At 41.7% G+C, this 18,187-nt stretch carries 16 protein-coding genes; 4 read left to right on the plus strand and 12 right to left on the minus strand.

What is annotated here, in order from left to right:
- Positions 1-168: 168 nt before the first annotated feature.
- From V7L01_RS12450 to V7L01_RS12475, 6 genes are all read right to left on the minus strand, one after another.
- A complete protein-coding gene (locus tag V7L01_RS12450; protein ID WP_335035109.1) occupies positions 169-573 on the minus strand; it encodes a hypothetical protein in 405 nt (134 codons plus the stop codon).
- A 146-nt stretch (positions 574-719) separates the two neighbouring features.
- Positions 720-1,133: a hypothetical protein gene (locus tag V7L01_RS12455; protein ID WP_335035111.1), complete on the minus strand. Its 414-nt coding sequence runs from the start codon at positions 1,131-1,133 to the stop codon at positions 720-722.
- 41 nt (positions 1,134-1,174) lie between these two features.
- On the minus strand, positions 1,175-1,549 hold the full coding sequence (locus tag V7L01_RS12460; protein ID WP_335035112.1) for a hypothetical protein: 375 nt from the start codon (positions 1,547-1,549) through the stop codon (positions 1,175-1,177).
- 242 nt (positions 1,550-1,791) lie between these two features.
- A complete protein-coding gene (locus tag V7L01_RS12465; protein ID WP_335035114.1) occupies positions 1,792-4,398 on the minus strand; it encodes a COP23 domain-containing protein in 2,607 nt (868 codons plus the stop codon).
- A gap of 59 nt (positions 4,399-4,457) precedes the next feature.
- A complete protein-coding gene (locus V7L01_RS12470; protein ID WP_335035115.1) occupies positions 4,458-5,333 on the minus strand; it encodes a S1 family peptidase in 876 nt (291 codons plus the stop codon).
- A 138-nt stretch (positions 5,334-5,471) separates the two neighbouring features.
- A complete protein-coding gene (locus tag V7L01_RS12475) occupies positions 5,472-6,017 on the minus strand; it encodes a COP23 domain-containing protein (RefSeq protein ID WP_335035117.1) in 546 nt (181 codons plus the stop codon).
- A gap of 498 nt (positions 6,018-6,515) precedes the next feature.
- Here V7L01_RS12475 and V7L01_RS12480 point away from each other — a divergent pair, with 498 nt between their 5' ends.
- From V7L01_RS12480 to V7L01_RS12490, 3 genes are all read left to right on the plus strand, one after another.
- Positions 6,516-10,124 carry an NB-ARC domain-containing protein gene (locus V7L01_RS12480; protein ID WP_335035119.1) on the plus strand — a complete coding sequence of 1,203 codons (3,609 nt, stop codon included), beginning with the start codon at positions 6,516-6,518 and terminating at the stop codon, positions 10,122-10,124.
- A gap of 67 nt (positions 10,125-10,191) precedes the next feature.
- Positions 10,192-10,425 (plus strand): hypothetical protein, encoded by a 234-nt coding sequence (locus V7L01_RS12485; protein ID WP_335035120.1) that lies wholly within the window; start codon positions 10,192-10,194, stop codon positions 10,423-10,425.
- Positions 10,425-11,273 (plus strand): alpha/beta fold hydrolase, encoded by an 849-nt coding sequence (locus V7L01_RS12490; protein WP_335035122.1) that lies wholly within the window; start codon positions 10,425-10,427, stop codon positions 11,271-11,273. The genes V7L01_RS12485 and V7L01_RS12490 overlap by 1 nt, the downstream gene beginning before the upstream one ends.
- Positions 11,274-11,437: 164 nt before the next feature.
- Here V7L01_RS12490 and V7L01_RS12495 read toward each other — a convergent pair whose 3' ends face one another.
- The 5 genes from V7L01_RS12495 to carA all read right to left on the minus strand — a co-directional run bounded on the left by V7L01_RS12495 (position 11,438) and on the right by carA (position 15,857).
- Entirely contained in the window at positions 11,438-11,740 is a 303-nt protein-coding gene (locus V7L01_RS12495; protein ID WP_335035124.1) for a DUF1816 domain-containing protein, read from the minus strand.
- Positions 11,741-11,820: 80 nt separating this feature from the next.
- Complete coding sequence (gene rlmB / locus V7L01_RS12500; protein WP_335035125.1) at positions 11,821-12,903, minus strand: 23S rRNA (guanosine(2251)-2'-O)-methyltransferase RlmB; 1,083 nt, start codon at positions 12,901-12,903, stop codon at positions 11,821-11,823.
- Positions 12,904-12,995: 92 nt separating this feature from the next.
- Positions 12,996-13,475 carry a Mini-ribonuclease 3 gene (locus V7L01_RS12505; protein WP_335035127.1) on the minus strand — a complete coding sequence of 160 codons (480 nt, stop codon included), beginning with the start codon at positions 13,473-13,475 and terminating at the stop codon, positions 12,996-12,998.
- Positions 13,476-14,161: 686 nt separating this feature from the next.
- On the minus strand, positions 14,162-14,527 hold the full coding sequence (locus V7L01_RS12510; protein WP_190893946.1) for an STAS domain-containing protein: 366 nt from the start codon (positions 14,525-14,527) through the stop codon (positions 14,162-14,164).
- A 166-nt stretch (positions 14,528-14,693) separates the two neighbouring features.
- Positions 14,694-15,857, minus strand: a complete 1,164-nt coding sequence (gene carA / locus V7L01_RS12515) for a glutamine-hydrolyzing carbamoyl-phosphate synthase small subunit (protein ID WP_335035129.1) — start codon at positions 15,855-15,857, stop codon at positions 14,694-14,696.
- A gap of 236 nt (positions 15,858-16,093) precedes the next feature.
- On the opposite strand from carA, the gene V7L01_RS12520 reads away from it, so the two are divergent.
- Positions 16,094-17,149 carry a retropepsin-like aspartic protease family protein gene (locus V7L01_RS12520; protein ID WP_335035131.1) on the plus strand — a complete coding sequence of 352 codons (1,056 nt, stop codon included), beginning with the start codon at positions 16,094-16,096 and terminating at the stop codon, positions 17,147-17,149.
- Here the strand turns inward: V7L01_RS12520 and trpD are convergent.
- Positions 17,079-18,146 carry an anthranilate phosphoribosyltransferase gene (gene trpD, locus V7L01_RS12525; RefSeq protein ID WP_335035132.1) on the minus strand — a complete coding sequence of 356 codons (1,068 nt, stop codon included), beginning with the start codon at positions 18,144-18,146 and terminating at the stop codon, positions 17,079-17,081. The two genes, V7L01_RS12520 and trpD, sit on opposite strands and share 71 nt — an antisense overlap.
- Positions 18,147-18,187 lie beyond the last annotated feature (41 nt).

Raw genomic sequence — 18,187 nt, forward strand, 5'->3', positions numbered from 1 at the left:
AATTAGGTTGATTAAGGACATCCAAAGAAAGGAATCACCTTAATATAAGTTGTCGCGTGATGAAAGATGCGATGGCTACGCCCGCCGCAGGCATTGCACAAAATAATCATGTAATGGAAAGTGCGATCGCTCTAATCAAATTACTAACTAATCGAATCAGAGATTGGTTTAATAAATCGAATAAGGGATCGGTTTAATAAACTGAGTATTCGCACGCACAAAGCATCGAATTTTTACATCTTCTGCACTACCTTCCTTGGCAACATACAGCCACGTTTTACCTTGTTTATCTCGATAAATTTTCGGCTTGCCAACAATATCGATATTGTCGCCTTTTGAAAGGGTTCGCACCACAGGATAATTCCCTCCAGCTTGAGCGCGGCAATTAAGTTCGCTACTTACAACCTTCCACACATAATGTAGAGATTTTGTCCCATCTTGAAGCTTACTGAAAATTGATGTATAGTCACCTTGTCGATTCGGTTGGGGATATTGGAAATTAGGTTGAGCGATCGCTAATGTGGAAGTGAGAGTAATTGCTGTACTCAAGGTAATTAATAAAAGTAATTTCATGAATTTTAGTGTATAAGTTTAATTGGGAATATTAAATGTTTTGCCCGGAATTAACTGGAATGAATCAGCATTTAATTAGTTAGACGATAAGTAAAGTTTTGAGTCTGTCCCTTAATCTAATAAAAATGTGGATATATTTACAACACTTATGGTAAGTCAATAGTGAATTTTTCAACGCGAGGACGCTGGCGAGAAACTTTAATAGTTAAGTTACTCTTTTTGATGTCAAGTATATAAATGTATCTACCATTCCGAGCAACAAACTGAGTCTTTGTGTAGCTACTTAGGGGTAGAAAAATACTACCTCCATTTTTCTTAGTATCTGCAATATAGTGTGTGGGGATACCAGTATCGCGCTCTCCGCAAATCGTCACTGTACGATTGCTTGTTGAACCTCGCAAGTGGACATATTGTTCCGGACATCTATCATCTAAAAAAGCTTGCGCGATGAATTTATTTTCAACTGGTGAATTCTTAGGAATTGATATCAACTGTACTGCTTGAGTTGGAATTGGCAGCAATAGTAAACAAGTAAAAAATGTCGCTTGTATGACTTTCATATTTATTTTATTTGTGATGAAGACTTATTATTATTCAGCTTTTACTCTTGTGGTATCGGTCGGATAAAACTGTTATTAGCTCTCACAAAGCAGGGCTTTTCATATTGATAGCCAGTGGGTAAAATTTCTATCCAGGGTTTACCTTGCCTATCACGTTCAATCGGATTATCGTCTAAAGTGTAAGCATAAATTTTTTTGTTGTTGTCAAATGTTTTGATGACACTGTAATTTGCACCAGCACCACTACGACAGTTCAACCCTCTGCGATCGCGATCAACAACCAGCCATTCACGCCATAGTCCATAATAGTAATCTCCTTTTCTATTGGGTTTGGGCAAACTATCTTGTGCGAATACTACAGTAGGAGCAGTACAGATAGAAGCAGCGATCGCTAGTAAAATTAAATTGCGAAACATGGGTTAACCTCACAAATTATTCAGCGCTTGCTTGAATGTAAATGTGTTAAAATCAGATGTATTTCCTGTATTGAAAAATGAAACTAATATTGCTTGCACTTCGTCCACTACAAGGAAAATTAAAAACATTTTCCTCAGAGCCAAAAGAGAATCTATTTTTAGGATGAGTGCAATATTGCTGGGAATTAGCCCAATCTTTTCTATCTCCCTGTGCCTGCACAGCACCTACATCTACTCAAGTCTCATTTCTGATTTTCAGATGTAGGTTTATTTTTCTGCTTATCAATATCTTTTGTGAGTGGTTCACCTGCGAATTCTTGTGATAAAGCTTCACGGAATTGCTTAAGTATTTGTTCAGGTTTTTCGCTGCGTTCTAAGGTAATAATTAGTCCATCTTCTGCACATTTTTTTGCTGCTGCGTCACTTGATGATTTTGCAAGGCATAAAATATTCAGGGTGTATGGTATCGAACCTCTATCTGTTTTAATTTTGTAGGTTCTCACGCTGGAAGTGATATTTTCAGGATTTAATCTGTTTTCTTTTTGGAATTTCTCTAACCTTGCAGAAATATGTTTACAACGTATCTGCGGATTGTAACCCGAAGGAGTAAAAGCTGTAGATTGCCAGTTTATTAAGATGCGCTGTTTGCCGTTAGTTGTGCGTAGCGTTAAGTTACTAGTTTTTGGATCGCAACTGAAGGTTGATTCTGGAGTTGTAGGAATCATTTTCTTTGTAGGTAGTGGATTAACTGTAGGCGGTTTCTTTGGTGCAAGTGATGTTGTACTACAGCTTTCTCGGTTGTCTTTTGGGCTGAGGAAGCAAAGTTTTCTATTTGCATATGAGATACCATAAGGATCTTTTATGTTTATGAATAGTACTAACGCCTTTTTAAAGTATTCAACAGCTTTTTCCTTCTTGTTATTCTTCTCTAGTAATAGACCAGCTTCAAAATGAACTTCAGGATTTTCTGGATATTCGCTAGCAAGCTTCTCTGCAATTATAATCGCTTGCTCTGGCAATTGAAAATTATTCTCATATATTCCTGCAATAGTACGCAATATCTCTGGATTATTGAAGTTTTGTTTTTGTAGTCTCTGTAAATATCCTAAAGCGGTTTCCTGATTTTGTTCAATCAGAAATGTGATAATTGCTAAATAAGTGCTCTCCTCATTAGGATTAATATCAATCGCTTCATCAAAAATTTTAAGTGCTTCTTCTTTCCCTGTTTCTAAAAAGTGGGCTTTATAATATTCTTTGCCAATAGCTACTAAATAAAAAGCATTCATTGACCTTTCTATATACGCAAATTGTTTTAAATTTTCCGATCCTTCTTTGTTTTCTAATAGTTTTTCTAATAGTTTTTTATTCTTTATTACCTTTTTTTGTACCATTTCTAGTGCCTTGGATAGGGAGGTTTTCGCATCTGATTTATTCTTATCAATTAAAGCCTGATTTATGTAATAAGTAATACTTAAAGGTAGAGAACCTCGTTCATCAGATGAAGCTTTTAGTTTATTAAGTTCGATTTTCATATCTCGATCATTTTCATCATCATTTTCATCTTTTTTCATTCTGTATAAAATAGCTAATTTTCGCAGTATTATATCAGTTTTGTCTTCTTTATTTTTGTTCAATATCTTCTCAGCTTCCTGATATTGAGCAAAAGCTTTCTTTTTAGCTTTTTTCTTTTGATCTATATTACCGTTCTCAGCATTCTGATAATAGGCATCACCTAAAGCTAAATAAGCCAAATAAGCAATAGCATCATCCGGCTTAGGTGTTACCGCCTTTTGAAGAAAATTAATTGCATCACTAAAATTTTTTCCTCTCATTGACCTAACTGCGTCACGATAATTCTGGCGTGCTTCTGTATTTTTATTAATACTACTATTTGCTTGTGCAGATGTTTTACTATTATTTATGCCCGTTAACCACTGAGGGTTAATCTTAGCAATTAAGGAGTCACGATTATATTGCGGATAATTAGGTAGTAATTGATCTAAAAAGTTATCAATCGGAGTTGCAGCAGCTCGATTTATTAAACTTTTATCTTCTTCAAAGATGTTCATTATGCTTGGAATTTCGCTACGTACATCCCCACCCTTGCCATGAATTCCAATCACGAACTCTCCGTTCTCATCAAAAACTGGGCCTCCACTAAGCCCACCTACATTAAGATCAGAACCGTATGACATGGTATAGCCACGAGCGATTGATCTTCCGGAATAGTCTGTACTCAGGTTGTAAATAGTTGAAGTAAGATACCTGTCTTCATATTTTTTTGGCTGTGGGCTTAGTTTCTTTGGATCGGGCCAGCCATAAACGTTAACTGGGTCAAAGATTCCTGCTGTTAGAGCTAGTTTAGCAACGGGATAATTTTCGTTGCTTTCAAATCTAATTAGTGCTAAATCAAGTCCTACAACTCTGTCATTTCGAAGTCGATATATATTTTCTGGAGTAACTTCATAAGAACGATTGTTAACAACAATAACTAATTTACCTTGATATGTTTCTCTATAGTTTTGCTCAAAGAAATAAGGGTGATAGCCTGCGTATTTTGCTGGCATAGGAGTTGAATATAAAAGGTGTTCAGCAGTTAGTACAGTATAGTAATTACCATTACGTGAAATGATAACTCCTGAACCATTTTCAATTTGTTCTTGACCATTTATAACACCATGTATTTCAACTCTAACTGCCACGTTTTTAACTGTTTCTGGTATTTTGGTTTCTGTTCTATTGCTCTGATTAGCATAAGTACTACTATTTAGAAAAGCAGGGATTATAATTGCACTAATAATCGCGCTACTAAATAATAAATGAGGTAAAAATCTAGTAAATGATTTCATTACGTTTATATCCTATAACCTATGAATTTAATTAATGTACTAATGCTAATAAATTAGAGCTATTTTTTATTTAATTCTCTAATTCTTGTAATTGGAATTGCCCAACTTAAAGTTTGCATTTTTCCAGCAACATTTGTAGCAACTAACTTACCGTTTTGATAACGAAATGCTTTACCTTTTAAAAGTGGGTATTTGCTACGTCCATTAATACCAACTAATTGACCTTGCTGATTAAATAATGGTCCACCACTCATACCTCTATAAATATTATTAGTAATGCCAATTTGATATCCACGCTTTAGGTAATTTTCTGGCATCATTCCTATTATACCCGTTGTAAGTTTGTAAGCTTTTAAGCCCCAATCGCGTGTGTTTTGAATAGTTTTAGGATTTTTCCAATGCCAATTCGGGAAACCCACGGCGTAAACAGTATCGCCAACCTTTAAAAGACTTGTTTCTCCAATCGCTGCTATTTTGTAGTTAGAATCACTAGTAAATTGAAGTTGTACTAAATCAATATCATTCAATTGTCTAGAAAGATTCCATGTAGCAGTTTGAGTAAAACCATCATTTGTTAAAATCTGAACCTGGTTGCTTTTGGAATTAGCTATCACATGACGGCACGTTAAAACTGTATAAGTTTTTCCTTTACGTTCAATAATTACTCCCGAACCAACACCAGAATCCCCAATTACTCGAACCGTTACCTCTTGGGCAATTACTGTTATAGGGATGTTTTCCGTAGATTCTTGAGATTGTTGTGTTTTACTTTTTAAGCTGGATAAGCCTCGTTGTTTATTTTGAGAAATTATTTGTTGTGGATAGATACTATGTTGTACATAAGAAATATCGGATTCGGCTCTAGTTGAATCATTAAAAAGTAATAACACAAGCATAAGTAGTGCTAAAGCTTTATTGCTAGATATTAATCTCATTTAACAAAATAATTATTGATTGTGGATAAACCTGAGCAGTGATATGACTCAGGTTTATATAAGAGACAGATAAAAAAGTTAACGTGAGTCTGTGACTTTATATTTAAAGTCAACAAGCTGCTTTCTTACCAAGATTGATTATTTTTTGAACACACCTAAATTCACGTATTTTTGGGGTGTATTATTGTCAATAGGTGGAACATCTGTTTCACCCATCGCATGTCTCTCAATTAGTTCTAGTACAGCTGGGGGATTTTTAGCAAGTTCACGAGATAAAGTGAACAACATATTTTTGCTATTACACTTACCAGTCTCGCTTTCGGTATAGCAAATTACGGTTAGTTTATTAACTGGTCCGTGTGTCAAAAATAAGTTTTCTAATCCCTTAGCACTAGCTACTGCATCATTCAACTTTTTAGAAACAATCTTACAGCGTTGTTTCGGATTGTATTTAGTGCCAAAAAATTTAGTCTTCCAAATTATAATTGGGCCCTCATTTTCTCCATCTGTTTGGAAAACAGTGGTAGGTGTGCCGCTATCATCAGCCACGCAAACAAAACTCCCACTAGACTCTTTAGTTGGCTCACCAGTTGGCTCATCAGCTTGAGCATTTGCTGCAAGTGGCATTGATACTAATAATGCCAGTGTTCCTAATAAAACCCGATTAGCTAAATTCAGTTTCATAGTCAAATCCTTGTTATTGTATTAAGTGTTTCCCAGAAAAATTGCAGATTATTCTGCAATCAGCTTTTATCAAGTCTGTGCGATTGAACCACCGATTAATCGAAAAATTCAGATGTGCGATTGAGACTATTGCCAGTACATAGTTGACGACCGTAGGCATCGCATAAAATCATCTTCCTTCAGTGGTACGTGCTAATTTGCGCTCCTAGAACTGCTTATCTAATACTCTACTGGCTGGTATAAAGTTTGACGGTCGGAAAAGGTCGGAAAAAAGTCGGATCTTTTTAGTATCTAGGGCTAAACCTGCCTGTCACACTTAAATCAACTTGTTGAGTGCGTCAGACGAAGTTATGGAGCGATTATTAAGGATTTGCGCCTCTGACACACCCGAATCTATGTCCAAGTTGCATAAATTTTAAGTATATTTACATAAGTTTTTTGAAGAAATAAAGCTTATGGTGCGAATATCGTAGTTAATTAGTAGCGTTACGGAAATAAATGACGGTTGAAGAAGCGATCGCACTAATAGAACAATTATTGCCACAGGGACGCTTAACAAAAGTTCAAGAGATTGTTTTCCGTCAATCTTGGGCAGGACAGACGTACTCAGAAATGGCTGTAGAGTCCGATTACGATTGTGGTTACATCAAAGACATTGGCTCGGAATTATGGCGATCGCTTTCTCAAGCTTTGGGCGAAAAAGTTACGAAAAATAATCTGCACGGAGTACTGAAGCGAACCGTACAGCAACAAAAAGACACAAATGCCTCCTCAACCTTAAACTTTCAACCCTTCACGAACTGCACAAATTGGGGGGAAGCAATCGACGTTTCCCAGTTCTACGGGCGTACCACTGAATTAGAAACCCTCAGCCAATGGATTGTGGGCGATGCCTGCGGCGGGCGAAGCCATCGCACTCGTGTGGTCACACTGTTAGGTATGGGTGGCATGGGCAAAACCGCACTCTCGGTGAAGTTAGCAGAACAATTGCAGGGAGAATTTGAATATGTCATTTGGCGATCGCTCCGGCACGCACCTTTTTTCTCTGACAAGGTGACAGAGTGCATCAAAATCCTTTCCGATGGGCAAGTTACTACATTACCTGCTTCCCCTCATGAGCAAATTACTTGTTTAATCGAGTACCTCCGCAAATCTCGATGCTTGCTGATTCTAGATAATTTCGACACATTATTGCAGCAAGGTAAAGGGACAGGCTGTTACCGTGAAGGCTACGAACCCTACGGCGAACTCCTGTGGCGATTAGGAGAAACTAAGCATCAAAGCTGTGTCCTGCTCACCAGTCGGGAAAAACCTACTGAAGTGGCCGCCTTGGAAGGTGATGGTTTGTCAGTTCGTACCCTTGCTTTATCAGGATTAGAAGTCGCAGCCGGACAAACAATTTTGACACTCAAAGGGCTATCAGGCTCCGAAGACGAAACCCGCCAACTGGTTGAGTGTTACCGTGGTAATCCACTAGCTTTGAAAATTGCCGCCACCTCAATTCGGGATTTACATGAAGGCAATATCGCCAGCTTCTTTGCTGAAGGCACAAGCGTATTTAAGGGTATTGGTAATCTCCTAGAGCAGCATTTCAAAAGACTCTCCACCTCAGAGCAGCAAGTAATGTACTGGCTGGCGATTAATCGGGAAAAGCTTTTCTCGACAGAATTGCAAACAGCCTTCACACCAACATTGCCTAAGCCTAAGTTAATGTCAGTCCTAGAATCTTTACGCTGGTGTAGCTTGATAGAAAGCAATACTGGAGGATTTACACAGCAACCTGTGGTGATGGAATATGTGACAGACTGCTTGATTGAACAAATCTGCCAGGAAATAGTCACAGAATCACCACAATACCTGCTGACTCATGCTTTGATGCAAGCTCAGGCAAAAGACTACATCCGCGATAGTCAAATTCACTTAATTGTGCGACCGATCCTAAATCAGCTACAAATAAAGCTTGGCTCTACTCATCAGCTTGAGCATAAACTTGGCAGACTAGTTGTAAAGCTCCAAAATGAAGCGATAGATACAGTTGGGTATGGTGGCGGTAATCTTTTGAATTTACTGACACAATTAGAAACCGATTTAACTGGGTATGATTTTTCGCATCTCACCATCCGTAACTGTGATTTGCGATCGCTCAACTTACATCGGGTAAACTTTAGCCAAACAACGTTTCGAGATTGTGTTTTTGCTGCCACCTTTGGTGGAATTACTAGCGTTGTCTTTAGCCCAGATGGGCAATCCCTTGCTACCAGTGATACAAATGGTGAAATTCATGTTTGGGATGTTAACAATAGTAAACAACTATTTAGCTTTAAAGAACACAACAGTTGGGTCTGGAATATTGCTTTTAGCCCCGTGCACTCAGTTTTAGCTAGTTGCGGTCAGGATCATACAATTAAACTTTGGGACACTACCACAGGAGAATCTCTCAAAACGCTGTATGGTCACACTAGCATTGTCACAGCGATCGCATGGAGTCCTGACGGTCAACTCCTTGCTAGTACTAGCTACGATCGCACAGTTAAAATCTGGCATCTAGCCACAGCCAAATGTGTGCAAACTCTAGAAGGACATAATGCTTGTGTGTGGAGTGTAGCTTTTCATCCCGCAGATCAAATATTAGCAACGGCTGGTGAAGATAACACAATCAAGCTGTGGGAGTTGCAAACTGGATGCTGTGTACAAACCCTAGAAGGTCATCAGCACTGGGTAAAACCGATCGCCTTCAGTCCAGAAGGGCAAATATTAGCAAGTGGCAGTTTCGATCAAACCATAAAACTGTGGGATATACATACTGGTGTGTGTTTGATGACCTTGCAGGGGCACGCAGGAGTCGTGACCTCAGTAGCGTTCAGCCCCAAAAGCGAACGGCTGGTAAGTGGCAGCTATGACCAAACCGTGAAGATTTGGGACATAGACACTGGGAAATGTCTGGATACGCTGGAGAAGCATACAAATCGAATTTGGTCAGTTGCTTTCCACCCTCAAGGGCACTTAATTGCTAGTGGTGGAGATGACCATGCGGCTAGAGTCTGGGAACTTCAGACTGGAAAGTGTACCAAAACCTTGCAAGGACACAGCAATGCTATTTATGCGTTAGCTTTGCTCCCCGGAGGCATCGCACACAGTTGGCAGCACAACTTACTTGCTAGTGGACATGAAGACCAGACAATTAAACTCTGGGATGTAAATTTCAATGCCCCGCAAAACTTAAAGGTTGACCTCCAGCCTTTTCGCGTACTACATGGACACAGCAATCGTATTTTTTCTGTTGCCTTCAGTTCCAATGGACAGTTTCTTGCCAGCGCCAGTGCAGATCGCACTATTAAACTTTGGAATCCGCATACAGGGCAATGTCTCAAAACCTTGCATGGTCACGGTAGTTGGGTCTGGGCAGTTGCTTTCAGCCCAGACAGTAACTTCCTTGCTAGTGGCAGCTACGACCATACAATCAAGATATGGGATGTGCGTTCTGGCGAATGTTTGCAAACATTGCAGGGGCATCCTGGTTCTGTGTTGGCGATCGCCTTTAGCCCTGACGGAAAAACTTTCTTCAGTAGTGGCTATGAAAAAATAGTTAAACGCTGGGATCTTGAAACAGGCAATTGTCTTCATACTTGGGAGGCAGACTCCAACCGTGTTTGGGCAGTTGCGGTGAGTCCAGATAATCAATACGTTGCTACGGGTGGTGATGAATCCTTGGTGCGACTGTGGAGCATTCACACAGGGGTTTGCCTGCGTACATTCTCTGGACATACCAGCCAGGTTCTCTGTATTTTGTTCGCCGACGATGGCGATCGCATGATTAGCAGTAGTAGCGATCGCACCATTAAAATTTGGGATGTAGCTACTGGAGACTGCCTTACCACACTAAAAAATCATACCAATTGGGTATGGTCGCTGAGTCTAGCTCCAGATGCTCAAACTCTTCTCAGTGGCAGCAAGGATGAAACAATCAATTGTTGGGATATGGCTACATGGCAGTCTCAGCAAACGTTGCGAGCAGCCCGTTCATACGAAGGTATGATTATTACTGGAGCTACGGGGTTGAATGAGGCTGAAATTTCTACTTTAAAAGCTTTGGGGGCGGTAGAGTAAAGTGCTTTACTTGTCTGTATTTCTGTGGCGTGTCGTTTACCAAGTACTGTGTCGTCGAACCCCACATATGAATTATCATTTATATGAACTACCTCTAGCTTGCTTCGGCGTAGGACTACACGTCTACACCCAACTACGCTCATCTGCAAATTCACTAGTCCAAGTAGTTGAAATCCATCAAGGTAACTTTGAAGGGATTGTAACCGAACTCAGAGAAATTAAGAGTGAAATTAGAGGCTTGAGAACTGAAAGCCAAAGCATTTTAAAACATTTGTTCGGTAGACAGGAGAACGACAAGTAATGAGCGATCGCCATCCTACCACTGCTGCACGTCTCAATGTCTACATCCAAGGTCAAGGATTCCCCATTTTGGGCTTACATGGTCATCCTGGTACTGGTCGTAGTCTATCTGTCTTTACCAATCATTTATCAAAACGTTATAAAACTTTTGCCCCTGATTTACGTGGATACGGCAAAAGTCGCTGGAATGGCAATTTTGATATGAATGACCATTTAACTGATTTAGAAGCGCTGCTAGACCGCTTTGAGATTGAAAAATGTCTAGTATTGGGATGGTCGCTTGGGGGCATTCTGGCAATGGAACTGGCATTACGTTTGCCAGAGCGTATTACAGGGCTGATTTTGGTGGCGACAGCCGCCAAACCCCGTGGCAGTCATCCTCCTATCAGTTGGCAAGATAATTTATATACTGGTGTTGCTGCCTTAATAAACTATATAAAACCGAGTTGGCAATGGAATATTGATACTTTTGGCAAGCGATCGCTTTTCCGCTACCTAATCCAACAACATACATCTACCACTTACAACTACATCGCAACCGTTGCAGTACCAGCTTATTTGCAAACCTCTCCTGCTGCTACTCGCGCCCTCTATAGTGCAATTCAATCGGGATACAACCGACTTGTAGATTTGCAACAAATACAATGTCCTAGTTTAGTCCTTGCTGGTGACCAAGACCGCCACATCACATCTGATTCCAGCTTACAAACTGCTCAACACCTCAACAATTCTCAGTGGCAGTGCTATCCGAACACCGCCCATCTTTTTCCGTGGGAAGTCCCCCAGCAGGTGCTGAATGATATTGACCATTGGCTCGAAGTTCATCCGCAGGTAATTGGTAGTCAATAGTCTAATATTTAAACAATTTTGACTATTGACGAAGAATAAATAGAGAGTGAAGATGTGGTGACACGATGAATCGAAAAGACGCAATAACACGGTACAAGAATTCTCAGGGTTTCCGTGTATTTGCGTCCTCGCATCAGAGCGTCTTTTTCATTCTCTGGCCTAAGTTAAATTTGACCGCCAAAGGCAGGCTGTACTTTGCGGTCAAATCTTTCCCCCAAGTCTTCAGCAATTGTTAAGGTATTAGGTTTGCAGCGCTTCACATTCACAGAAATTCCCTGCGCTCCTTCGGTCTCCAAATCTTCTATGTATCCAATGCTTGACAATTTTGCATCAGAAGAAGTTAGAAATGGCCCGAAGTAGTAAGTGCAACGGGGATTCTGCGTCACAATCTCTACCCACCAAGCCAAGCCGATGTAGTCGAATGTGTTAATTAACACTTCCTTGAGGTTATGCCAAATGGTTTTCATGGTTTTCGCCGATTTATAAACGTCTACAGGGTGTTAAACGATATGTTGCTTTATTATCTTTTACATTTCTTTATACTCTGTTACTGATATTTTTTCAAAGAGTTTTTTTGCAATTTATCCAGGTGCAGCGTATTTAGCGATCGCTGACGATAAATTTCATAAAGCGCCATACCCGCTGCTACAGAAGCATTCAGGCTGGGAGTCTTACCCTGTAGAGGAATTGATACTAAAAAATCACAGGAGCGTTGAGTTAACATACTCAGACCTTCGCCTTCTGAGCCGATTACCAAAACGATTGGGCCAGTGAAATTGACTGTATGCACAGGTTCGCTGCCACTTGCAGCAGTACCGTAAATCCAAAAGCCAGCTTCTTTTAATTCTTCTAAAGAGCGGCTGAGGTTGACAACTCTAGCTACAGCAAAGTTTTCTAAAGCGCCTGCTGCTACTTTCATGACAGTGGAAGTGATCCCAGATGCCCTTCTTTGGGGAATCACCAATCCTTGAGCGCCTATTGCTTCGGCAGTGCGAATAATTGCTCCCAAGTTGTGGGGATCGGTAATTCCGTCAGCCACTACAATTACGGCATCGGTTACAGATTTACACTGTTCAATTAGATCGGCCAATTCGACGTAAGCGTAGGGAGCAATTTGTGCTGCCACACCTTGGTGATTAGCGCCGTTGGTGAGATAGTCTAAACGCTTGGGTTCAACCTCATCAATAACTGTGCCATTTTCCTTGGCTTGCAAGAGAAAATGGTGAAAGCTGGGATCGTACCGCAGACGGGTAGTAATCCAGAGGCGGTTGAGATTGCGCTGATTTTGCAATGCGCTCAATACTGGATGACGACCGTAGATGAGATCGTTATCTTCTTCTGTCGGTGTAGATACAGATGGCTTGGAGAAGTTGCTATTTCGTTGCCGGGAGTTACCAGAAATAGGGTTGCTATCTATTTTCCTGGGATTGCGAGTGGGATTAGCAACAGAAATAGGGTTGCTATCTATTTTCCTGGGATTGCGAGTGGGGTTAGTAACAGACATGGGGTTGCTATCTATCTTTCTGGGATTGCGAGTGGGGTTAGTAACAACACGCTTACCTTTAATTTTTACGGGTTGTCCGCGATTTGGGTCGTTAGAAGTCTTGACTTTTCTTGGTTGATTCTGCATTTGAGTTATGGATATAGCGTATGGTTGGTCGTTCCGATTACCTCAATTTCTTGGACGTAATCTACTGTTGTAGCTACTGTGAAATTGAGTTCTCACTCTTTTTCTATATGAAGTATTTGCAACAGTTCGGTTAGACGCTGGTAATCGGTGAGATATAAGTAGCCAATTAAGGTTTCTAGACTAGTTGCCTGTTGATAAATTTCGGGATTAAGTCGCTTAGGGCGTCCTGTTGCGGCGTTTCTACCCCGTCGGACAATTTCTAATTCGGTGTCCCTGAGATGAGGAATTAGCGATCGCAAATGTAACGCTTGTGTTTCCGCTCTTACCTGCTCCACTACCAGACGATGGTAAATTCCTGACCGCTGCAATGGCAGCAGATAGAAAATTCTAACATATAACTCATAAATTGCATCCCCCAAATATGCTAAAGCATTAGGAGAAATTTGTTGCACTTGTGAGAGGGAAATCTGTTGGAATGGCGCTGTGGTTGCCAAGAGTGCTTGAGTCCAAGATAAATTCTCTTTGGAAGTTTCATCTTGTCCATCTAATAACTCTTCCTCCTGTGACTTCACAAATACATCATTCCTTGACGGGCTACATTTGGCAGGCATTCTTCGCAAAGACTGATTTTTCTGAAGTATGCCATGATAGTATACTTAGCATAAACAATACTATCAAAATTACTTCCTAATTTCATCTTTTTGCTTGAGAGTTGGCATTTTAAATCACCCTGATGTCAACGCCTATAAACCAAATTTCGCCTACTTCTTGTGGTGTGTGCCTAAGATAGGGTAAAATTTGGACATCAAATTCACCCTTTTACTCGATCGCATTGCCATACTTACTTAGTAAGCGACAATTTTTAACTATACAGTATCAAGTCAAGTTTACATATAGACAAATCAAATCTGCTGGCTTTGTATTTCTACAACTTTTTCAGACTTGATGGTTTATCCGAATATTCTAGCCAACAATTACATATAGCGGTTCTGGGTTGAGTGAGTTAAAAAACCTTACTCTAACCCCCTAAGAGCAAGCCAAGAGCTTGCTCAGATGTACCTCATGTGATTAGGAAACGCTATACCCAATAACTGGGTGTCTATATCTTTAGTTATTGCTCAACTTTAAACATAATCCCTAAACTGGCTTTGTTCCTCTCCCACAAGGAGAGAGGTTTTCTGCCAGAAGTTTTAAAAATTAAGCTATCCGATGTTGAATCTAGATAGCTAAATCGCTCTCTCCGGCCGAGCAATCAAGACTACTTGACGTTTTCCAGAGCTTCTTCAACTGATTTTTGCAGGGAGAGAAACTTCTCTAGGCGAACAAGCTTGACCGTTTGAGTTACGCGGGCATTCGTGACAATTTGCAAAGTACCCTCAGCAGTTTGAGCCTGCTTGGCTAGCTGCACCAGAGCACCCAAGCCAGAGCTATCAACAAAGTCGATTTGTGAGAGATCCAAAATAATGTGCTTAGGGCCCTCATCAATCTTGCTACCAAGCACCTTGCGAAATGTCGGCTCAGAAAAGGCATCTAACAAACCTGTGAGGCGGAATAGCTGACAGTTATCCCGGACTTCACGAGTGCCCCTCAGGCTAACGGTTAGATTCAGTGGCTCAGCAATAATTCCCTCCTCATGAGTTAAAGTGAACGCTCAAGTATAGATGGTTTTTGAGCAAGTTGTCTACAATCTGCTGGGATAGGGTATTGGGGATTGAAAAGAAGCAGAGGGGAAAATTTCTCTTCCTTGCTCCTTGCTCCCTTGCTTCTTCCCCATTCCCTATTCCCTATTTTTAACTCACCTTAGCTACGGCTTGACGTGCTGTTCGCATAACTTGGACGAATTGCTCAAACAAGTAATCAGCATCGTGGGGGCCAGGACTGGCTTCTGGGTGATACTGTACGGAGAACACAGGTAGAGATTTGTGACGTACCCCGGCAATGGTGCGATCGTTTAAGTTTAGGTGGCTGATTTCCACAACTGTCGTAGGTAAAGAATCTGGGTCAATAGCAAAACTATGGTTTTGGCTGGTAATTTCTATTCGTTGTTGTAACCCGGCAGGTTGATTTAAACCACGGTGACCAAATTTGAGTTTATAGGTTTCTGCCCCCAGTGCATGACCTAAAATTTGATGCCCCATACAAATACCAAAGATGGGTTTTTCACTTAACAGAAGTGCTTTGGCAGTTGCAATCCCTTCAGTGACGGCAGCAGGGTCGCCAGGCCCGTTAGAAAGAAACACACCATCTGGATTGTATTTGAGAATTTCCTCTGGTGGTGTATCAGCGGGTACAACAATTACCCGGCAACCGTAACTTGTTAAGCGACGCAAAATATTGCGTTTTACGCCAAAGTCAAGGGCAACAACGGTAAAGGGTTCCCCAAGATTTTCCGCAGCTTCAGAGTTGAATTCCCAAGCTGGAATTGTGGGTTCTGACCATTCATAAGCTGTTGCGGTGGTGACTTCCCGAACCAGATTTAATCCTGCCATATTGGGAGCCGCCTGTACCTGCTCTAGCAATTCCGCTTCATCGAGAATGTCTGTGGAAATGCCGCCATTCATGGCTCCAAACATCCGAATTTTGCGGGTGAGGGCACGGGTATCGATGCCGTAGATCCCCGGTACTTGGTTTTGTTTAAGGTAGTCAGGTAAAGATTGTGTCGATCGCCAGTTACTTGGTCGGTGACAAATATTCCGAGCGATCGCACCCCGCACTTGGGGCCCATCTGATTCTTCATCTTCCAAATTGACGCCAGTATTGCCTAATTCAGGATAGGTAAAAATGACAATCTGACCGCAATAACTTGGGTCGGTTAGTACTTCTTGGTAGCCGGTCATACCAGTGTTGAAGACCACTTCTCCGATCGTGGTTCCCGTAGCACCGAAAGACCAACCGCGATAAGTGGTTCCATCTGCTAGGACAAGTAAAGCTGGTATTGCGTCAGTCAGGGGCATAGGTGATAGATTGGGGATTGGGCATGGGGAATTGGGCATGGGGCATGGGGGATAGGGCATTAATCAATTTTTTCCCCTGCTCCCTCATCTTTCTCATACCTCATTCCCCAAGACTGCGATTGCTAATTATCCCATGAGTTGAGTAATTGGGAGTTTTTAAGATAGTTAATTAAAATTAAAAGGGAATTAAATTAGCGGGAGTGGCTTTGGCAAAGCTTGGGTGGTTAAAATTAATTATGCTTCAGTCTTTTTTATCCCGTGCAACCCTAATTTTTCTATCAAGCGCTCTAGCGGTTTTGTGTGTTGCCTGTAGTGAAGACAAACGGAACACTGCGACTGGTGGCAATGAGCAACCCACGCCAATTGGAGATATGGCATCAATCCAGCCTGCCGTTAAACCAACAACACCAGCAGTTACCGCTACCCCAGAAGCACAGCCTCTAGAGCCGTCTGAAAGCGAACCAAGTATTTTTGAGATGGGGCTAGATAAAGCCGTTGGTGCTTGGAGTATCAGCCAATCGGCTCAATCTCCAAGTGATTGGAGTTTGGTGGCGAGTCAGTACCAGGATGCGATCGCGCTGATGCGAAGAGTGCGGCGAAAAAGCCCAGAATTTGCGATCGCTCAAACCAAGATTACTGAATATCGGCGGCAAATCAAATATGCCCAACAGCAAGCTGCTCCTCGCCCTGTGCGCGTTGCCGAACGAAAGAGGATAGTAGTTGTTGTTCCCCAGATACCAACCACACCAAAGTATACCTCACCTCTATCGCCTCCACAAGAAATAAAACCGTTACCGCCAAAACCAGCTTTGCCCTCATCAGCAGTGGTAATTCCAGATGAAGCAGTATTTACAGCCCCGATTAAAAGGCGGATTGGTGGAACGCCAATTGTCGAAGTCACCTTCAATGGCCAGCAACAATTCGAGATGATTGTGGATACGGGAGCCAGTGGCACTGTAATCACCCAACAGATGGCCGATGCTTTAGGAATTGTGCCAGTTGGGAGAGCTAAGGCAAATACCGCGAGTTCCAGAGCAGTAGAATTTCCTGTAGGCTACGTTAATTCGATGGCAGCTGGCGGGGTAATAGTGAATAGAGTAGCAGTAGCGATCGCAGGTGCGGAACTAGAAACTGGACTTTTAGGACATGACTTTTTTGGCAACTACGATGTCACCATTAAGCGTAATGTAGTAGAATTTCGCCCGCAATTGCGATCGCAAATCAATCCGCCAGAAATTCAACTAACTGCTCCAACTTCGTCCAAGCTGCCCCGCTTTGTAGGATATCCTTAGCGATTTTAATCCCTTGGGCATGATCTAGAAGTGCGATCGACCCCGCTACTTGTAGCGCCAAAGACGCATTCAACGCTACTGCATCTTGTTGCGCCTGAGTTCCTTTACCTTGGAGTACAGCCTTGAGAATCTCCGCATTCTCTTGGACATCGCCACCCCGAAGCATACCTATGGAAGCAGGGGTTAAATCCAAATCTAGGGGATTAATGGTAGTTAACTGTACTTCTTTGTCTGATAACACCGCCAAGTCAGTTTCATCTCCTAACCCAGCTTCATCAAGTTTTTCTCGCCCGTGCAGCACAATCGCCTTTTCCTTGCCCAAATTCTGTAAAGCTTCGGCAACTGTTGCCAAAAGCTTGGGAGTAAATAAGCCTACTACCTGCCCAGTTGGACGCAAGGGATTTACTAACGGGCCGAGCAAATTAAAAATTGTTCGCACTTTCAAAGTCCGCCGTAATGACGCAACCGCCTTGAGTGCTGGATGCCAACCAGGGGCAAACAAGAAAGTGATCCCGACTTCTTGTAATGCAGCTTGTACTTTTTCGCTCGATGCACTTAAGTTTACACCCAAAGCTTCCAATACATCTGCACTTCCTGTGAGACTTGACGCTGAACGATTGCCGTGTTTAGCGACAGGTACGCCAGATGCAGCAGCAACAAAAGCAACTGCTGTAGAAATATTAAAGGTTGATGACCCATCTCCACCAGTGCCACAGGTATCTATTACAGTGCTAAGTGTTGATTTCTGAGGGCTGAGTGGGGAACATTGAGATTGTAATACTTCAGCCATGCCGGTCAACTCGTCGGCAGAAATGCCTCTAAAATTCAGTGCTGTTAAAATTGCTCCCGATAACTCTGGGGGAACCGCTTCACTGAGCCATCCTTGCATCAATTCAGCAGATTGAGTACGGGACAAAGATTGGCCATCTATTAATTGTTGCAGCAGGACATACCAGGTAGCAGAGGATTCTTGAGGAGGGATTGGAGAAGTTATCATAGCTAAGGTTTGTATGTTGTAGCTATATTGAGAGCTATGGG

This window comes from Nostoc sp. (genome assembly GCF_036917095.1).
Classification (GTDB): Bacteria; Cyanobacteriota; Cyanobacteriia; order Cyanobacteriales; family Nostocaceae; genus Nostoc.

Excerpts from the sequence above, each read along its gene's own strand:
- V7L01_RS12450 (WP_335035109.1), bottom strand. The coding sequence starts at position 573 with ATGAAATTACTTTTATTAATTACCTTGAGTACAGCAATTACTCTCACT.
- V7L01_RS12455 (WP_335035111.1), bottom strand. The coding sequence starts at position 1,133 with ATGAAAGTCATACAAGCGACATTTTTTACTTGTTTACTATTGCTGCCA.
- V7L01_RS12460 (WP_335035112.1), bottom strand. The coding sequence starts at position 1,549 with ATGTTTCGCAATTTAATTTTACTAGCGATCGCTGCTTCTATCTGTACT.
- V7L01_RS12465 (WP_335035114.1), bottom strand. The coding sequence starts at position 4,398 with ATGAAATCATTTACTAGATTTTTACCTCATTTATTATTTAGTAGCGCG.
- V7L01_RS12470 (WP_335035115.1), bottom strand. The coding sequence starts at position 5,333 with ATGAGATTAATATCTAGCAATAAAGCTTTAGCACTACTTATGCTTGTG.
- V7L01_RS12475 (WP_335035117.1), bottom strand. The coding sequence starts at position 6,017 with ATGAAACTGAATTTAGCTAATCGGGTTTTATTAGGAACACTGGCATTA.
- V7L01_RS12480 (WP_335035119.1), top strand. The coding sequence starts at position 6,516 with ATGACGGTTGAAGAAGCGATCGCACTAATAGAACAATTATTGCCACAG.
- V7L01_RS12485 (WP_335035120.1), top strand. The coding sequence starts at position 10,192 with ATGAATTATCATTTATATGAACTACCTCTAGCTTGCTTCGGCGTAGGA.
- V7L01_RS12490 (WP_335035122.1), top strand. The coding sequence starts at position 10,425 with ATGAGCGATCGCCATCCTACCACTGCTGCACGTCTCAATGTCTACATC.
- V7L01_RS12495 (WP_335035124.1), bottom strand. The coding sequence starts at position 11,740 with ATGAAAACCATTTGGCATAACCTCAAGGAAGTGTTAATTAACACATTC.
- rlmB (WP_335035125.1), bottom strand. The coding sequence starts at position 12,903 with ATGCAGAATCAACCAAGAAAAGTCAAGACTTCTAACGACCCAAATCGC.
- carA (WP_335035129.1), bottom strand. The coding sequence starts at position 15,857 with ATGCCCCTGACTGACGCAATACCAGCTTTACTTGTCCTAGCAGATGGA.
- V7L01_RS12520 (WP_335035131.1), top strand. The coding sequence starts at position 16,094 with ATGCTTCAGTCTTTTTTATCCCGTGCAACCCTAATTTTTCTATCAAGC.
- trpD (WP_335035132.1), bottom strand. The coding sequence starts at position 18,146 with ATGATAACTTCTCCAATCCCTCCTCAAGAATCCTCTGCTACCTGGTAT.